This is a genomic window from Pseudomonas sp. ML96 (assembly GCF_000761545.1).
In the GTDB taxonomy this organism is placed as follows: domain Bacteria; phylum Pseudomonadota; class Gammaproteobacteria; order Pseudomonadales; family Pseudomonadaceae; genus Aquipseudomonas.
Genome location: NZ_JPMY01000009.1, coordinates 38,239 through 53,632, shown reverse-complemented (window position 1 = coordinate 53,632; position 15,394 = coordinate 38,239). Strand labels below are relative to the sequence as shown.

Genomic DNA, 15,394 nt, shown 5'->3' with positions numbered 1-15,394 from the left:
CTCGAGAAAAGGAACCTTCCATGCAGGCCCATCCGCGTTACCGCGAGCTGGTCGAACAGGGCTTCGCCGCCGCCAACTTTATCCAGGACCTGGGCATCCGCCTGCTCGACTGTGGTCCGGGCTGGGTCGAGGCGGAGCTGGACATACTGCCGCGTCACCTGCAGCAGAACGGCTTCATCCATGCCGGGGTGCAGACCACCCTGGCCGATCACTCCGCCGGTGCGGCGGCGGCTACGGCGCTCGCCGAGGGTTTCAGCGTGCTGACCCTGGAGTTCAAGGTCAACCTGCTGCGCCCGGCGCGCAGCGAACGCCTGCTGTGCCGCGCCGAAGTGCTCAAGGCCGGGCGCCAGGCCACGGTGGTCGAGGCCGAGGTGTTCGGCTACGAGAAGGGCGAGCGGCGGCTGTACAGCAAGGCCAGCGTGACCATGGCGGTGGTCGATCTGCCCGCCTGACTCAGCGGGCCTGCTGGCGCCGCCAGTAGATCAGATAGATCAATGCCAGTAGCGCGGCCAGCGCCGCCGGGCCGAGCAGGGCGCGATAGTGCCAGCCGGCATAACCGAGGGCACCGAGCACGCCGCCGCCGATGAAGCCGGCGATCAGGATCAGGTACAGCAGGATGCGTCGGCGGTCCGCCGGCTGCCCGCGCAGCTTGAGGCCGAGCATGATGCCGAGGTCGGTGAACAGTCCGGTGACGTGGGTAGTGCGCACCACGGCGCCGCTGTAGGTGCTGGTCATGGCGTTCTGCAGGCCGCAGGCGGCCGAGGCCAGATAGTGGCCGAGGTCGCTGCCGCGCTCCAGCATCAGCATCGCCAGCAGCAGGGCCAGGCTCTCGGCCAGCAGGGCGACGCTGTAGCGGCGGCCGAGCTTGAGCGACTGGTTGCCGATCACGCAGCCACTGATGGCGGCGCCGAGCACGAAGCTGAGCAGGATCAGCAGCAGGTGCAGGGCTTCGTCCGGCGCGCCTTGGGCCAGTTCCACGCCGAGCAGGCTGGAGCTGCCGGACAGGTGCGACACGCCTTGGTGGTTGAAGCCGAGCAGGGCGATGGCATTGACGCTGCCGGCGATCAGCGCCAGGCAGAAGCCGCCGACCTCTACCCAGCGTGGCAGTTGATGGATCATGGCGAGACGCCTCCCCCGGTCGTCGTCGACTACCGTTATGCCGCAATCGCCGGCGGCTTGCCATCAGTCCTTAGGAGAACACCCGACGCGCCAGTGGCAGCGCGCCGAAGGCGGCCACCACGAACAGGCTGGCGGCCAGGCACAGGGCCAGTGGCAGGCCCTGCGGGCCGGTGCTCATCAGCGCGCCGCTGAGCAGCGGGCCGAGCAGGCTGCCGACGCCCCAGAGCATGCCCACGCAGGCGTTGGCGGTGACCAGGTCGGGGCCGCGGAAGTGCTGGCCGATCAGCACCAGGGCCAGGGTGTAGATACCGCCGGCCGCCGCGCCGAGCACCACCAGCGCCGGCCACAGCAGGTTGCCCTGGCCGATCAGCCAGGGCAGGGCCAGGCCGAGCGACAGGGTCAGCACGCCGCAGCCCAGGTGCAAGGCACGGCGGTCGACGCGGTCGGACAGCCAGCCCAGCGGCACCTGGAACAGCATGTCGCCACCGAGGATCACGCTGGCCATCAGTGCCGCCACGCCCACCGCCCAGCCGTGGCTGCTGGCGTACACCGGGAACAGCGACAGCACCACCGCATCGAAGAAGGCGAAAAACAGCACGCCCAGGCACAGGGCCGGGGCGATGCGCACGAAGCCGAGCAGGGAGAAGCGCCGCGGCGCGTCTTCGGCGGCTTCCGCGAGGTCCGCTGGCAGGCTGCGCCAGACTAGCGCCAGCGCGATCAGGTTGGTCGCCAGCACCAGCCACACCGGCCAGGCGCTGCTCGCGCCGAACAGGCTGATCATCGCCGGCCCGCCGAGCTGGCAGCCGGTGAAGCAGGCGGCGTAGAGCGCGACGATCTGGCCGCGCTTGCGCTCGTCACACAGCTCATTGACCCAGGACTCGCCGAGGATCACCAGCACGCCCATGCCCACGCCGAGCAGCAGGCGTGCACTGGCCAGCACCAGCAGCGGGGCCTGGTCCGCCAGCAGCGCGGCGCTGCCCAGCAGGCACAGGGCGAAGCAGATCAGGTACAGCTGGCGGCCGCTGAAGTGGCGGCACAGACGGTGCACCAGCAGCGCGGCGAGGATCATGCCGGCCGCCGGCAGGGCCGACATCAGGCCGATGGCCAGGCTGCCGGCGCCGGCGGCGTGCAGGCGCAGGGCAACCAGCGGCAGAGTGGCGCCCATGCTCAGGCCGACCACGGACACGGCGAAGATCAGCACGCCGAGCAGATAACGGTTGTTCATTTCTCTCTCCAGCCCGTTTGCGGCCCGGGCGCGGCCAAAAAACGACGAGTGCCCACGCGCGGCGGCGGGGCGGGTGCGAGGCACGAAGGACGAGTCGCGGCGGGGCGCCGGCGGACTCAGAGAGATGCGGAGGGAGGCGAGAAAGTGAAGGCGAACAGCACGCTGCGCCGGCGCTTGAGCTTGGCGTCACGCGGCCAGGTGCGCGCCAGCAGCCGCGGATCGGGCTGGGCGGAGCAGGGCAGGTGGGCGGACGACAGCATGGCTAGCGGGTTCGGTGATTCAGCGGGGCGCGCAGTCTAGGGCGCGGGCTGCGGTGGGTCAACGCGGCGCCGCTCAACGGCGCTGCCAGATCATCCGCCCGGTGTTGCTCTCGGTCACCAGGTAGGGCGTGTCGAAACGGTAATGCGCCGCCGGCTGGAATTCCGGTGCACCCTTGAGCTGCACCAGCAGCAGGCCCTTGTCGCTGCGCCAGCGCCCGCTGTACTGCAGCTCGCCGGGGCGGTCGTAGGTCCATTCGCTGCCACCGGCCACGCTGCGCCGCCATTGCTCGATGCTGCCGTCGGCGCGGATGCGCAGGGTGGTGACCATGGTCAGCGAGGCGTATTCCAGGCCCTCGCTGTTGGTCATCTGCTCGTACACCCAGGTGCCGACCAGCGCCGGGTCCTTGTTCGGGTCTGGCGGTGGTGGGGGCGGTGCCACGCGCTGGAACATCGCCTCGCGCAGCAGCGTCTCGCCGTTGTGCGGATTACGCGCGGCCAGGCTGGTGGCGAGCATGTCGTTGGCGTAGTTGGCGTTCATGTTGGCCAGTACCTGGCCGGAGGCTGGCTCGCTGATCTGCGCCTGCAGGGTCTGGCCGTCGAAGCTGCCGGTGACGCGGAAGCGCTGCTGGCCCTCGAGGTATTCGCCTTCCACCTGCTGCTCATGGCTGCGCAGGATCAGCTCGACCGGGCGCTCGTCGAGGCTGCCCTGGTAGCGGCCGTCCAGTTCGGCGGCCAGTAGTGGTGAAGTGCTGCAGACAAACAGGCAGATGATCGGCAGGGCGCGCACGACGGTTCTCCTCGAAACCCATGGGGCAAGCCTAGATGCTCGGCTGCGGTCTTGCCGTGCAGCCGCCGAGTGGCGGCAAAGTGCCACTCGACTGGCGGCTGCCGGTGCGATGAGCGCAAGATAGAGCCGTGATCCCAGCCAGGAAGCTGCCCCGTGACTGCAATGCCCGCTACCGATTTCATCGTCGCCGCCACTGCCGAGGAGGCCGTCGAGCGGCTCGCCGACCTGCATCGCCAGGCCACCGATGCCCTGAGCCTGGCGCTCAAGCGCTACCTCAAGGAGCGCACCCTGCCAGGGCAGGCCGAGCGTGCGCAGTTCCGTTACCCGGAGCTGCGCCTGACCTACCACTGCCAGGGCGAAGTGCCGAGCAGCGTGCGCGCCTACGCCAAGGTCCAGGTGCCGGGCACCTACCGCGCCACCGTGACCCAGCCGGAGGCTTTCCGCGGCTATCTGCTGGACCAGCTGCGGCCGCTGATGGAGGACTTCTCGGTCACCGTCGAAGTGGGCTTCAGTCAGCAGAACATCCCCTATCCCTATGTGGTCGACCAGGGCGACGAGCTGTCCGGCTCTGGGGTGACCGCCGCTCAACTTGCACGGGTGTTCCCCAGCACCGACCTGTCCGCCGCCACCGACTCGGTGGCCGACGGTCTGTACGGCTGGGGTGACGACAGCGACCTGCCGCTGGCGCTGTTCGATGCGGCGCGTACCGACTTCTCGCTCAAGCGCATTCAGCACTACACCGGCAGCGACTGGCGCCACGTGCAGCCGTGGATTCTGCTGACCAACTACCACCGTTACGTCGACCAGTTCATCCGCCACGGCCTGGAGCAGCTGCGCAACGACCCGCGTTTCGTGCGCATGGTGTTGCCGGGCAACGTCATCATCGAACGCGACGCCAGCGAGGAGGATGCCCAGGCGGTGGCCGACGCGGTGGTCTGGCACCGCTACCAGATGCCGGCCTATCACCTGATCGCCAGCGACGGCCACGGCGTCACCCTGGTCAACATCGGCGTCGGCCCGTCCAACGCCAAGAACATCACCGACCACCTGGCTGTGCTGCGCCCGCACTGCTGGCTGATGATCGGCCACTGCGGCGGCCTGCGGCAGTCGCAGACCATCGGCGACTACGTACTGGCCCACGCCTATATGCGCAGGGACGGAATACTGGATCGCGTGCTGCCGCCGAACATCCCTATCCCGGCCCTGGCCGAGGTGCAGCAGGCCCTGCAGGAAGCGGCGGCGCAGGTCACCGGCGAACGTGGTGAGACGCTGAAGAAGCGCCTGCGCACCGGTACCGTACTGACCTACGACGACCGCAACTGGGAGCTGCACTGGGCCCACGAGCGGCCGCTGATCAACCTGTCGCGCGCCGTAGCGGTGGACATGGAGAGCGGCACCATCGCAGCGCAAGGCTATCGCCTGCGGGTGCCCTACGGCACGCTGCTGTGCGTGTCGGACAAGCCGCTGCACAGCGAGATTAAGCTGCCCGGCTCGGCCACCGGTTTCTACCAACGCGCGGTCAGCCAGCATCTGGCCATCGGCATCACCGCCCTCGACCTGCTGCGCTGCCAGCTCGACTCGTTGCACTCGCGCAAGCTGCGCAGCTTCGACGAACCGCCGTTCCGCTGAGTTCGTCGACTCACGCACAACGCGCCATGCTCGTGACGCGCCGTGCCTGAGCTTGGGTTAGGCTGCGCGGCTCTCGTTCACGACAAGGAGTGTCGCGCATGGATCAAGCACAGATCCTGCTGAATGGTCTGTGGGAGCCGTTCAGTTTCCTTCCTCTGTTTGGCTACGCCAGCCTGGGCCTGCTGCTCGGCAGCGTTGGCGGCCTGTTGCTGGTGCTGTTGTGGCAACGGCATGGCTGGCTCGCTCGCCAGCGGCGTTGGCACCACTGGCTGCTCAAACTGTACTTCCTCCTGCTGCCGCTTGGTGGCGCTCTCCTCGGCGCGCAGGCCGGTCTGCTGTATGGCGGCCAGCAACAGGTGAACAAGCATCTGGATACCTACGCGCCGCTGCTGCAAGTGGTGGCGGGTGGCGTCTGGCAAGGCTTCTCGGGCTATCTGCAGGAGCAGGATCAGCAGGCGCTGCTCGACGAGCTGCAGGCCAGCAGCGTGCAGCAACTGCTCAACCACCTGGCCGCGCAGTATCTGCAGGCGCAACTGCTGGCGCGGGTTCCCGAGCTGGAAGAGGCTTCCTGGGCCGAGCGGCTCTCCGCGGAGCTGCTCAATCACCTGCAGGTGGCGTTGCTCGGCGAGCTGGTGCGCGATACGGCGATCGAGCAGGCCAACAAGTACACCGGGGTGGATCGCGAGGTGATGCTGCAGGTGCTGGATGCGCGGGTGGAGCAACTGTTCCAGGCCGATTTTCTGGTGGCGCTGTTCAAGCGCCAGGTCGGCCAGGTGCTCAAGCCGATCTACCTGTCGCTGCTGGTACTGGCACTGGTGATGCTGGCCTTGGTCGGGCTGGAGATGGGTGTGTCGCGCGGCTTGCGACAGTGGCGCGCGCAGGCGCCACTGCACTCAACGCAGACGCAGGTGCAGCAGCGGGAAGGGCCGGTCGGCGCCGTCCAGCGGTGAGCGGCCGATGCGCTCGAAGCCTTGGGAGATGTAGAAGCCCAGGGCCTCGCGGTTCTGCTCGTTGACGTCGACCAGGCGCACGCCGTGGCGCTCGATGGCGTCCTGCAGCAGCGCCTTGCCGAAGCCGCGACCGTGGGCGGCGGGGTCGACGAAGAGCATCTCCAGGCGATCCTCGGCGGTGCCGGAGAAGCCCTGCACGGCGCCCTCGGCGTCGCGCAGGCAGGTCAGGCGCACCAGGTCGAAATACTGCTCGCCGATCATGCGCCGGTAGAACTGGATGTCCTCCTCGGCGAGGAAGTGGTGAGTGGCGCGCACCGCCGCCTCCCACACTTCCAGCAGGCGCGGCCGGTCGGTGCGATCGACTGCGCCCAGGTGCCAGGGCGCAGTGCGCCGCCAGTGGAACAGATCACTCATTTGCTGGCGTCCAGCACCACGCGGTAACGCGCCTTGCCGGCGCGCAGGTGATCGAGCGCGGCGTTCACCTGGCTCATGGGGAACTGTTCGACCTGCGGCAGGATCTGGTGGCGGGCGCAGAACTCGAGCATGGTCGCCATGGTTTTCGGCGAACCCACCGGCGAGCCGGACAGGCTCTTCTGCTGTGGGATCAGGCTGAACACATGGGTGGGGATGGCGCTCGGCACGATGCCGACGAAGTGCAGGCGACCCTTGCCACGCAGCGTGGCGAGCAGGGCGTTCCAGTCCAGGTCGGCGCTGGCGGTGACCAGCAGGAAGTCGAGGGTGCCGGCAATCGCCTTCATCGCTGCGCTGTCGGTGGAGGCCACCACCTTGTGTGCGCCCAGGCGCTTGGCTTCGTCCTGCTTGCTCAGCGACGAGGTGAAGGCGGTGACTTCGCAGCCCCATGCGTTGAGGAAGCCCAGCGCCAGGTGGCCGAGGCCGCCGATGCCGACCACGCCGACGCGGTCGGTGGGTTTCACGTCGAATTCCAGCAGCGGGCTGAACACCGTGGAGCCGGCGCAGAACAGCGGGCCGACCAGCGCCGGGTCGAGGCCTTCCGGCAGCGCCACGGCCCAGGCCCAGTGCGAGCGCAGGCGATCGGCGAAGCCACCGTGGCTGCCGACGATGGTCGGTTTCACGGTGCGACAGAGGTTATGCGAGCCTTCCATGCACGAGCCGCAATGCATGCAGCTGCCCTTGTACCAGCCGATGCCGACGCGCTGACCGAGCTTGAGGCCGCGCACCTGGTCGCCGACGCGGACCACGGTGCCGACCACTTCATGACCGGGGATGAAGGGGTAGCGGGCGTTGCCCCACTCGTTGTCGATCATCGACTGGTCGGAGTGGCAGATGCCGCAGTATTCCACCGCCACTTCGACCTCTTCGGCGCCCAGCGGGCCGGGGTCGTAGCTGTGGCGTTCGAGGGGGGCGCCCGGTGCGGTGGCGGCCCAGCCGGTGAAGGTGGCGAGTTCGTTGCTCATGGTGCGTCCCCTGCGGTCGATTCGATGCGAGCAGCATAGTCGCAGAGCCTCCTTCTGCGTGCATCATCAGCGCCGTTGATAGCGCTCGGTTAAACTGCCGCCTTGTTCCCCAGCGTGACCCAGCCATGCCGCGTCCTCCCCGTTCCCCCGCTCCGCGCCGTTCTAGCGCAGCTCCCGCCCCGCGCCGGGTGGCAAAGGCGCCGCCGGCCGAGCCGCGGCTGCTCATGCTGAACAAGCCGTTCGACGTGCTCACTCAGTTCAACGACGAGCAGGGCCGCGCCACCCTCAAGGACTTCGTCGCCGTGCCCGGCGTCTACCCGGCCGGGCGCCTGGATCGCGACAGCGAGGGGCTGCTGCTGTTGACCAACGACGGTCGCCTGCAGGCGCGCATCGCCGACCCCAAGCACAAGCTGGCCAAGACTTACTGGGTGCAGGTGGAGGGCGAGCCGAGCGAGGAGCAGCTGCGGCAGTTGCGCGAGGGCGTGCCGCTCAACGACGGCCCGACCCTGCCGGCCGAGGCGCGCCGTCTGGAAGAACCGCAGCTGTGGGAGCGCAATCCGCCGGTGCGTTTTCGCAAGAGCGTGCCGACCGCCTGGCTGGAGTTGGTGATCCGCGAGGGGCGCAATCGCCAGGTGCGGCGCATGACCGCCGCCGTCGGCCTGCCCACACTCAGGCTGGTGCGGGTGCGTATCGGGCCCTGGAGCCTGGACGGGCTGCAACCGGGCGAGTGGACGGATCTGCCGGCGCGCCTGGACTGAACGGCACCCCGAGATATCCCCGATAGCTGTGGATGACTCTGTGGATGGTCTGGGAGCCGATGGCTACCGCCGAGCAACGGCGCTGGCTGGCGCCCGTTGCTCAGGAAATCGACACTCAGCCGTGGATGCCGCGCGTCACTTCGATGATGTAGGTGATCAGCGGCTTGGCCAGGAAGGCGAACAGGCACAGGCCCAGGCCGAGGAACAGGATGGCGGTGCCGAGACGGCCGGCCTTGGACTTCTTCGCCAGGTCCCAGATGATGAAGAACATGAACAGCATCAGGCCGCCGACCAGGACGTACATCATCAGGTTTTCGAACTGTTCGGTTTCCATGGCGACCTCGCGGGAATGACTGGGACTGCGGCGGGGCGGCGATTATACGCGCGCCCGCGCGCAGCGCAGTAGACGCCGGTCGGCGCTGCGACGTTCAGCCGCGCAGGTGTTCCAGCGGCAGCTCGGTGCTGGACAGCACCTGGTTGAGCACGAAGCTGGAGCGCACGCTGGTCACACCCTCGATGCGGGTCAGCTGGCCGAGGAGGAATTTCTGGTAGTGGTCCATGTCCGGCACCACCACCTTGAGCTGGTAGTCGGCGTCCATCCCGGTCACCAGGCTGCATTCCAGCACCTCGGGGCACTGGCGGATCACCGACTGGAAGTGCTCGAAGCGCTCCGGGGTGTGGCGGTCCATGCCGATCAGGACGAAGGCGGTCAGTGACAGGCCGAGTTTCTTGCGGTCGAGCAGGGCGACCTGACGGGCGATGTAGCCGTCGTCCTCGAGCTGCTTGACCCGGCGCGAGCAGGGCGAGGGTGACAGGCCGATACGTTCGGCCAGCTCCTGGTTGGAGATGCGCGCGTCGCGCTGCAATTCGGCAAGAATGCGCAGGTCATAACGGTCCAGTTTGTTCATTGCTCGCCTTCTTTATGCGTGGATTGCGCTGAATAATCTATCAGTGATGAATAATTGCGCAAGTGAGCTTGTGGTGAGCAATATTCGCAATCCCTTGGCAGGTTCTGCTCGTTAAGCTTTCCCTCAGTTTCAAGGCCCGGACGTTGTTGTCCACCCACGGCGCTCAATCAGGTGCCGCGGTGCCGGCGGTCCCACCGGATCGTGCAGGCTCCCGGGTCCGCACTGCCCAACCAGGCGGGCGAGGAAAGAAGCGGTGACAAAATTGCACGCGACGGACAAGAAAAAGGGGAGGCCTGGAGCCTCCCCTTTTTCTTTGCGCCTGCGGCAAGATCGACGCATGCCACTTTCTCCCGACTTCCGCCGCCGCGCCGGCCTGCTGCTTCTCGCCGCGGTGCTGCTGCTTGCCTGCTACAAGGCCTTGGATTCCGGTCGGCAGAGCGCGCCTGCACTCAGCCGCGAGCAGCGCGTGGCGCAGGCCTACGCCAGGTTGCATGCCACCGAAGGCAAGGCGCGCATGGTGCTGCTCGGCGATTCCATCACCGCCGGCCGCCGCTGGAGTGCAGGCCCCGGTTGCCCGGTGCCGCTCAACCTCGGCGTGTCCGGTGCCACCACCGGCGAGCTGCGCAGCCATCTGCAACTGGCCGAGGCCGCCGGCGCCGAGCAGGCGCTGCTGATGATCGGCATCAACGACCTGCGCCACGGTGTGCCGCTGGAGGTGTTGCTGGACAACTACCGGGCAATTCTCATGCAGCTCGACTCCGCCGGCATCACGCCGATCCTGCAGTCGACCCTGCGGGTGACGCCGCTGCACGTGAATCACCAGGCCATCAATCGCCAGGTGGACGAGTTGAATGGGCAACTACGGCAGTGGGCGCGCCAGCAGGGCTGGCGCTATCTGGATGTGCAGGCGGTGGTCACCGCGCGGGGTTACCTGGGCGACGGCCTGCACCTCAATGCCGAGGGTTACGGCGCCTGGCAGCGCCTGATCGATCCGCTGCTGTGCGCCGGCTCAGACCAGCCCGGACAGGCGCAGCAGCCACCAGGCCAGGACCAGCATCTGCACCAGCAGGCCGGCGAAACGCAGCCAGACGAACAGCGCGCTGGTGCTGATCAGGTGCGCCAGTGACTGGAAGATGCGCGCGCTGAGCAGCACGCAGGCCAGCGGGTCGGTGATCGCGGTCTGCCCGGCCTGCAGGGCATAGAGCAGCACAGCGGCCTGCAGCGGCAGGTTTTCCAGGCTGTTGGCATGGGCGCGGATCACGCGCTGGCCGAAGGCGCTCGGCGTATTGCTGCCGTCCGGGGCGAAGGCGTTGACCCGCATGCGCCCGCCCAGCACCAGCAGGCCACGCTGGTTGATGATCAGGAACAGCAACAGCAGGGGCCAGGCGACTAGCCCGAGCAGGGCGACGGCGGTGGGTGAGAGGTTCATGACGGCTCCTTGTTGTGGTTATAGGGCGTCGCCAGTCTAGGTTGTTTAGAGTAATTGCTCTAGATGCGCTGTGCGCTTTTGTCGCGCAGCCCTTATTTCCTGGAAATAAAGTCTGTCGCTCAAAAACAAAGTCTGTCGCCCGCCGCTGGGTTGTGGTCGGCCGGGTGCTGGGGGAGGTGGAGAGTTCCATCCTGCCCAGTTAGGTGTTTGATTGCTGGCTGAGCTTTGGTAGGGCTGTTTAGCATCGAGCTTTCGCCACGGCAGCGAGTCGCCGCATTGTAAGAACCGTGTAGTCTTGCAAATTGCCGCAGCGGCGAGGTTTTCGTCAGGTTAGAGCTGGCTCTCTCCTGAGTTTAAATAGGCAATTGGGTGATAGATGTGCAGTTAAAAATTCAAGTAGATGAGGCGCTTGGGTCTTACCTGTATAGGCAGAAGATGTTTCACCAAAAACGAAGTATTTCATACGTCAGCGGTGAGATACGTCCGCCAACTGCAAAGTGGAGTCGCTCCAAATTAGAGGGTTTCGCGAAAAGCATTGGTTACAGCGGTGGTGTTTATGAATTTGCTTTGCGGCATACCCACTGCTACGTCGGTAGGCAGTTTGAGGGAGAGGGTAGGGATTTAGGGTTCATGGGTGCATATGCATGCCGACCTAGAGATATAAGAATTTGTATCGCTTGCGTTAAGCAAGATTGGGCGGCGTACGGCTTTACATATTGGCGTAGAGGTCATCAAAGGGAGAATGTTTTAGTCTGTAGCGCTCACAATGTTAATTTGATTACTCGTTGCCCTGGCTGCGCTGCGGCGTATGGTGTGTCGCAAGAAAAAATGGATGTCCTGTGGAACGGTTGCTCTTGCGGGGTCTCTCTGAGGGATTGCGCCCCAGACAAAAATGCAGACCCTCTGCAGTTGAAGTATGCGAAATTTTTGCAGGACTTGAGTGAGTATGAGGGGGCTTACAGCTTAAATGATGTAGATGAGGTTGTTTGGCAGCGGCTTTACGATCTCTGCTTTCTGAAGGACATTTCAAGACAGTTTGCCATAAGTAATTACTGTCAGAATTCAGTGCTGGATTGGATGAGGCCTGGGCTTAAAAAACTAATGAAGGAAATGATGTACCGTCGCCGCGTGGGTGGGCGTGTTGGTTCATCTGTACAGGGCTACTATCGAATGATGTTCTCTTTGTTTGATGACTTTAGGGGTTTTGTTGTGTCAGCAGAGCAGGCAGGCGTGGTCGTGAAAAATTTGCGGGATGTCTGGAAGGACTCTGCAGAGACTGAGGGTTTAAAGCTAATCCAGTATTGAGCAGTAAATATCTCAAGGAGAATTTGTTTGCAGCTTTTGCTGCAAACAAATTAAGTGGCCAAGTGCTGATTGCAGCTATCCCTATTAAAGCTGCATCTAAAACCGAGTTTCGAGTGTGATCGCTTGGTAAGCGATCACTCGGTATTGCAGCCTGCAGGCACTGGCCAGCTGCTGGAGGGGCGAATGTCCTTTAGCTCCTCGGGTACGTCGATCGGTAGGTCGTAGGGGCCAAGTAGGATCTCGATCTCACGGACCGTCCGAACAAAGGGATCAAGATTGGTACCGAGGTTGGCTTCGTGTGGTATCCACCACCCAATCACTATGGGCTGTCCTACCTGATCCTCGGTCAGTAGCACTTTCCAGAAAGCTTCCGGCGTGGCTATGCCATGAGACTGAACGAAGCCGTCGTTCTCCAGATCTTTAGGGCCATCGCCAAAAACCACTCCACCAATAACTCGGACTGGCCTGATATCGCGCAGGCACTCGGTCAGCTTCTCGGTTTGGTACCAGGTATACGAGTTATGGGAGGCGAGCTGGGGGACGATGTTGGTCATCAGGTTGGAGGCGTTCATCGCCTGGCGACTGTCGTCAAAATGGTTGTTCGGTGCGAGGTGACCACGATGGAATCCTTTGGGCTCCTTATATGACTCAGCAGAGTGCTGGCCTTTGCAATCTGGAGGAAGACTTCTGTCTATACGGAAATTGTCTACCCGCACTAGGCTCCCTGTGTCGCGGCCGACGATGTATGTGAAGCGATGAGGCTCACCCAGCTGGCAGTCATACCAGATCTGGAAGCGGCCATAGTCGAGCTTCTCCAGTGGAGCTCCGTCGGTAAGGACTGCAGGAGCTTCCCGCGGTGATTCTGGTGTAGGCGAGATGAGGTCTACCGGGGTGCAAGAGCTCAATGCCAGCAGTTGGAGGAGAAACAGACGTCGCATCGGCTCTTCCTTGAGTCGAGGTGGGGCATAGCGCAGCACACAGGCGTTAGCGCTGCTGCTGGAGGTGTGTGAAACCTGGGTTTGGTATCGCTGAGGGGAGGGCGGCCCCGAGAGGCCGCCGAAACCAAGTTTCATCACCAGCACGTGGTCTGGGAGAGGAAGCTCTTGGGCAGCGAGCAGAGGATAGCACTGATCCCCTAACTCAAACGCTCCTAAGCGACGCGTGACCTTTTGAGGTAGTGAATCTCAGTCACTGAGTCGTATACGGCGCTGCCTCCGTTTCTCGTAACTCCTTCAACTTCTGAAACAAAATCGGATTTATCGTCTGGCCTGTGTTGTCAGTTTTAATTAATTGCAGGTTTGCTTCGGAGGTCTCAGCGAGGAGCTTCGCTTTTACATAGTCACGGCAAGCGGACTCAAGTGGGGTAAAATTCACGGGTTTCTTTTTCGCATTTAACTCTGTCTTGAGTATGTACGGTCGAGATTGCAGAACGTCAGAACACGTAAACATCATGTCAGCCTTATTGTTTCTTATAACCTCAAGGGCCAGAGTTGTTACGGCTGCTGTAATGGTCTGCACGTTAGCAGCAGTTAGGTTGGAGTCCCTGGTCTCGGGAACGGCGACGACAGCGGTCCCACTAGCAGTGGCTGTGGATTTCTGGCTGTTTTCTAGGTCTTTCTCAAGGGCGGCTATCGAAGTCTTTAGGTCCTTAGCCTCTTGCGATTCTTGATCCTTAATAGCCTTTAGCTTGTCGCGGGCCTTCGCCAGATCGTCGGTCTTTTTGACTAGTGAGGAGGCGTCCGCTTTTGCGTCAGTTTTTATGGTTACCTGTTGAGCTTTGAGGACGCCGGTCAACTGCTCTATAGCCATTAGCGCGATCGTGTTTTCTTGGTTTTTCTTCAGTAGCGTCTGATAGGTAAATCGACTCAGACCTCGGTTTGCGTATCCCTGGCAGATGCTGAATAGCTGATCGCGCAGAAGCTGTATCGAATGGGTTCGAAGGCCAATGTTGGCTCCGTTTTCAGAGAACGCTGCTGCGAGATTCACGCCTGCTTTCGATTCACCGCTGACGCTACCGGCCAACATCATCAAGGCGTCGGGGCTAGCCTCTGGGCAAGTAATAGAGAAGTCCTCGGACTGACCATTCCCAATTTGCTCCGTCGCATCGGTAACGATTGCCAGGCGCTCGTTTGCTTCAAGCACCTTGTAGTTTGTAAAGAGGTTACAGCCGCTGAGGGTCAGCATCACTGCTGCGCCTGTGAGTGAGAAAAGTGCCTTCATCTTCCATGCTCCGTGCGAGTAGTGGCGCGACGGAAGCACTCGAACAGGCATCCTCCGTGACGACCTTTTTAGTGATGGCAGACAGCCATGACAGCAAAGTAGATGGCGCGTGAAAGCGCAAGGCGCGTTGAGCCAAGTACTTGAGCCAACGCTTCGGAGGGCGTTTAACTCATGTTTAGAAGAGCTCTAGTGGGCGTGCTCTCTTACCCATGGGGCTGACGCTGCCTCCACTGTGCTCCTCCAATTCGAACCAAATGAGTGCAGTTATTTCGGGATAAGAGTTTTACTATGTTTTAAGCTGGATAATTTGTAGATAGTCTTGTTAAATTGACAGTGCCTTAGGCGCAAATACCAACTTTCTATCTGGCAGGCTTATCAATGTCCAAACTTGCAGAATTCAAGGCTCTTGAAGCCCAAATCGCCGCTCAACTGAAACAGCTTGATGCGCTGAAAAACGACGGCAATCTCAAGCGGGAAATTGAGTTTGAAGAAAAGCTGCGCGCGCTGCTGGGTGAATATGGCATGAGCCTGCGCGATGTCATTAACGTCCTCGACCCACAAGCCGGCCGAGTTTCTCCGTCTTCCTCGGCCGGTCGCGGCCCGCGCCGCCAGCGCCAGGTCAAGGTCTACAAGAACCCGGAAAACGGTGAGGTGGTGGAAACCAAAGGCGGGAACCACAAAGTGCTTAAGGCCTGGAAGGAAAAGTACGGCGCCGAAAAAGTAGAGAGCTGGCTGCAGTAAGGCAGTGCTGTGCGGTACCCCTTCGGTACCGCACCTTCCAAGCACGAGTAATCCAATGAGCGATTGGGCCTGACCTTCCAGTCGATCAACCATCTAGTGATTCTCCGGGTTTGCCCTCCATCTCGTTCCCTCGGCATCTTCTTGTCGATACCGATCAGGTAGGCCTCCAAGTCCGGCGAGCATGCGTTTTCGGGCGAGACCTGCTTAGCCTTCCAGGCTCATAAATCTGCCCCCTTCTGGGCCCATCAGCCGATGGTTGCCCCATTCTGCTGCGCGACCTATAGCGCTTCAGTCGAATATTCGTACAGGTCCGACTCGCCATTCCTGAATGACAAATGCCATGAAATGCCCATTCTAGAGGGCTTTGATGGATGGATTTGGGCGCGATTAGGCACGCCATTGCTCACTATTGACAACAGTCGTACTCAGATATATTTTGATAACGGCATCTTCTCAGATGCGCCTTGCGACTGTTACAAACCAATAAGACATGGGAATCACCATGAGCATAACCAGTACCTTCGCTCTCTCCGGAGAGGTTGAGGCTTGGTCTCAACAAACGGTCGACTCACCTACTCGCCATCACCCTATCCATCGTTCGTGAGCGGAGGTAGTGGTGGGGGAGGC

At 62.8% G+C, this 15,394-nt stretch carries 18 protein-coding genes; 7 read left to right on the top strand and 11 right to left on the bottom strand.

Translation table 11 applies throughout. The features are described 5' to 3' along the window. Window positions 1–20: 20 nt before the first annotated feature. The gene (locus IP89_RS05905) at window positions 21–452 is read left to right on the top strand and encodes a PaaI family thioesterase (RefSeq protein WP_043308353.1); all 432 of its coding nucleotides are present in this window, start codon (window positions 21–23) and stop codon (window positions 450–452) included. A gap of 1 nt (window position 453) precedes the next feature. On the opposite strand, the gene IP89_RS05900 is transcribed toward IP89_RS05905, so the two are convergent. The 4 genes from IP89_RS05900 to IP89_RS05890 all read right to left on the bottom strand — a co-directional run bounded on the left by IP89_RS05900 (window position 454) and on the right by IP89_RS05890 (window position 3,391). Further along, entirely contained in the window at window positions 454–1,119 is a 666-nt protein-coding gene (locus IP89_RS05900; RefSeq protein ID WP_043308352.1) for a YoaK family protein, read from the bottom strand. A gap of 70 nt (window positions 1,120–1,189) precedes the next feature. After that, entirely contained in the window at window positions 1,190–2,344 is a 1,155-nt protein-coding gene (locus IP89_RS05895) for an MFS transporter (RefSeq protein ID WP_043308351.1), read from the bottom strand. Between the two features lie 116 nt (window positions 2,345–2,460). Further along, on the bottom strand, window positions 2,461–2,604 hold the full coding sequence (locus tag IP89_RS23500; protein WP_177326843.1) for a hypothetical protein: 144 nt from the start codon (window positions 2,602–2,604) through the stop codon (window positions 2,461–2,463). A gap of 73 nt (window positions 2,605–2,677) precedes the next feature. Next, complete coding sequence (locus tag IP89_RS05890) at window positions 2,678–3,391, bottom strand: hypothetical protein (protein ID WP_043308350.1); 714 nt, start codon at window positions 3,389–3,391, stop codon at window positions 2,678–2,680. A 162-nt stretch (window positions 3,392–3,553) separates the two neighbouring features. Here IP89_RS05890 and amn point away from each other — a divergent pair, with 162 nt between their 5' ends. Beyond that, window positions 3,554–5,020 carry an AMP nucleosidase gene (gene amn, locus IP89_RS05885; protein ID WP_043308349.1) on the top strand — a complete coding sequence of 489 codons (1,467 nt, stop codon included), beginning with the start codon at window positions 3,554–3,556 and terminating at the stop codon, window positions 5,018–5,020. A 98-nt stretch (window positions 5,021–5,118) separates the two neighbouring features. Further along, window positions 5,119–5,970, top strand: coding sequence for a hypothetical protein (locus IP89_RS22705; protein ID WP_177326842.1), 852 nt, complete (start codon window positions 5,119–5,121; stop codon window positions 5,968–5,970). Here the strand turns inward: IP89_RS22705 and IP89_RS05875 are convergent. Both IP89_RS05875 and IP89_RS05870 read right to left on the bottom strand, forming a co-directional pair. Next, on the bottom strand, window positions 5,914–6,384 hold the full coding sequence (locus IP89_RS05875) for a GNAT family N-acetyltransferase (RefSeq protein WP_081963189.1): 471 nt from the start codon (window positions 6,382–6,384) through the stop codon (window positions 5,914–5,916). The two genes, IP89_RS22705 and IP89_RS05875, sit on opposite strands and share 57 nt — an antisense overlap. Further along, window positions 6,381–7,406: an NAD(P)-dependent alcohol dehydrogenase gene (locus tag IP89_RS05870; RefSeq protein ID WP_043308348.1), complete on the bottom strand. Its 1,026-nt coding sequence runs from the start codon at window positions 7,404–7,406 to the stop codon at window positions 6,381–6,383. The genes IP89_RS05875 and IP89_RS05870 overlap by 4 nt, the downstream gene beginning before the upstream one ends. A gap of 188 nt (window positions 7,407–7,594) precedes the next feature. Here IP89_RS05870 and IP89_RS05865 point away from each other — a divergent pair, with 188 nt between their 5' ends. Beyond that, window positions 7,595–8,164, top strand: coding sequence for a pseudouridine synthase (locus IP89_RS05865; RefSeq protein ID WP_043308347.1), 570 nt, complete (start codon window positions 7,595–7,597; stop codon window positions 8,162–8,164). Between the two features lie 115 nt (window positions 8,165–8,279). On the opposite strand, the gene IP89_RS05860 is transcribed toward IP89_RS05865, so the two are convergent. Then, the gene (locus IP89_RS05860) at window positions 8,280–8,498 is read right to left on the bottom strand and encodes a DUF2788 domain-containing protein (protein WP_043308346.1); all 219 of its coding nucleotides are present in this window, start codon (window positions 8,496–8,498) and stop codon (window positions 8,280–8,282) included. A gap of 94 nt (window positions 8,499–8,592) precedes the next feature. Next, a complete protein-coding gene (locus tag IP89_RS05855; RefSeq protein ID WP_043308345.1) occupies window positions 8,593–9,072 on the bottom strand; it encodes an Lrp/AsnC family transcriptional regulator in 480 nt (159 codons plus the stop codon). Between the two features lie 337 nt (window positions 9,073–9,409). On the opposite strand from IP89_RS05855, the gene IP89_RS22950 reads away from it, so the two are divergent. Then, the gene (locus tag IP89_RS22950) at window positions 9,410–10,198 is read left to right on the top strand and encodes a GDSL-type esterase/lipase family protein (protein ID WP_081963187.1); all 789 of its coding nucleotides are present in this window, start codon (window positions 9,410–9,412) and stop codon (window positions 10,196–10,198) included. Here IP89_RS22950 and IP89_RS05850 read toward each other — a convergent pair. Next, entirely contained in the window at window positions 10,082–10,501 is a 420-nt protein-coding gene (locus IP89_RS05850; RefSeq protein WP_043308344.1) for an MAPEG family protein, read from the bottom strand. The two genes, IP89_RS22950 and IP89_RS05850, sit on opposite strands and share 117 nt — an antisense overlap. 369 nt (window positions 10,502–10,870) lie before the next feature. Here IP89_RS05850 and IP89_RS23280 point away from each other — a divergent pair, with 369 nt between their 5' ends. Beyond that, entirely contained in the window at window positions 10,871–11,806 is a 936-nt protein-coding gene (locus IP89_RS23280; protein WP_156114997.1) for a TniQ family protein, read from the top strand. A gap of 134 nt (window positions 11,807–11,940) precedes the next feature. On the opposite strand, the gene IP89_RS05840 is transcribed toward IP89_RS23280, so the two are convergent. Both IP89_RS05840 and IP89_RS05835 read right to left on the bottom strand, forming a co-directional pair. Continuing rightward, the gene (locus IP89_RS05840; protein WP_052080977.1) at window positions 11,941–12,744 is read right to left on the bottom strand and encodes a DNA/RNA non-specific endonuclease; all 804 of its coding nucleotides are present in this window, start codon (window positions 12,742–12,744) and stop codon (window positions 11,941–11,943) included. Window positions 12,745–12,994: 250 nt separating this feature from the next. Continuing rightward, window positions 12,995–14,026, bottom strand: coding sequence for a hypothetical protein (locus IP89_RS05835; protein ID WP_043308342.1), 1,032 nt, complete (start codon window positions 14,024–14,026; stop codon window positions 12,995–12,997). Between the two features lie 378 nt (window positions 14,027–14,404). On the opposite strand from IP89_RS05835, the gene IP89_RS05830 reads away from it, so the two are divergent. After that, a complete protein-coding gene (locus tag IP89_RS05830; protein WP_043308341.1) occupies window positions 14,405–14,767 on the top strand; it encodes a histone-like nucleoid-structuring protein, MvaT/MvaU family in 363 nt (120 codons plus the stop codon). Window positions 14,768–15,394: the final 627 nt, after the last annotated feature.

What these genes read in the sequence shown, in the direction of transcription:
- IP89_RS05905 (WP_043308353.1), top strand. Translation starts at nt 21, where the DNA reads ATGCAGGCCCATCCGCGTTACCGCGAGCTGGTCGAACAGGGCTTCGCC.
- IP89_RS05900 (WP_043308352.1), bottom strand. Translation starts at nt 1,119, where the DNA reads ATGATCCATCAACTGCCACGCTGGGTAGAGGTCGGCGGCTTCTGCCTG.
- IP89_RS05895 (WP_043308351.1), bottom strand. Translation starts at nt 2,344, where the DNA reads ATGAACAACCGTTATCTGCTCGGCGTGCTGATCTTCGCCGTGTCCGTG.
- IP89_RS23500 (WP_177326843.1), bottom strand. Translation starts at nt 2,604, where the DNA reads ATGCTGTCGTCCGCCCACCTGCCCTGCTCCGCCCAGCCCGATCCGCGG.
- amn (WP_043308349.1), top strand. Translation starts at nt 3,554, where the DNA reads ATGCCCGCTACCGATTTCATCGTCGCCGCCACTGCCGAGGAGGCCGTC.
- IP89_RS22705 (WP_177326842.1), top strand. Translation starts at nt 5,119, where the DNA reads ATGGATCAAGCACAGATCCTGCTGAATGGTCTGTGGGAGCCGTTCAGT.
- IP89_RS05875 (WP_081963189.1), bottom strand. Translation starts at nt 6,384, where the DNA reads ATGAGTGATCTGTTCCACTGGCGGCGCACTGCGCCCTGGCACCTGGGC.
- IP89_RS05870 (WP_043308348.1), bottom strand. Translation starts at nt 7,406, where the DNA reads ATGAGCAACGAACTCGCCACCTTCACCGGCTGGGCCGCCACCGCACCG.
- IP89_RS05860 (WP_043308346.1), bottom strand. Translation starts at nt 8,498, where the DNA reads ATGGAAACCGAACAGTTCGAAAACCTGATGATGTACGTCCTGGTCGGC.
- IP89_RS05855 (WP_043308345.1), bottom strand. Translation starts at nt 9,072, where the DNA reads ATGAACAAACTGGACCGTTATGACCTGCGCATTCTTGCCGAATTGCAG.
- IP89_RS22950 (WP_081963187.1), top strand. Translation starts at nt 9,410, where the DNA reads ATGCCACTTTCTCCCGACTTCCGCCGCCGCGCCGGCCTGCTGCTTCTC.
- IP89_RS05850 (WP_043308344.1), bottom strand. Translation starts at nt 10,501, where the DNA reads ATGAACCTCTCACCCACCGCCGTCGCCCTGCTCGGGCTAGTCGCCTGG.
- IP89_RS05840 (WP_052080977.1), bottom strand. Translation starts at nt 12,744, where the DNA reads ATGCGACGTCTGTTTCTCCTCCAACTGCTGGCATTGAGCTCTTGCACC.
- IP89_RS05835 (WP_043308342.1), bottom strand. Translation starts at nt 14,026, where the DNA reads ATGAAGGCACTTTTCTCACTCACAGGCGCAGCAGTGATGCTGACCCTC.
- IP89_RS05830 (WP_043308341.1), top strand. Translation starts at nt 14,405, where the DNA reads ATGTCCAAACTTGCAGAATTCAAGGCTCTTGAAGCCCAAATCGCCGCT.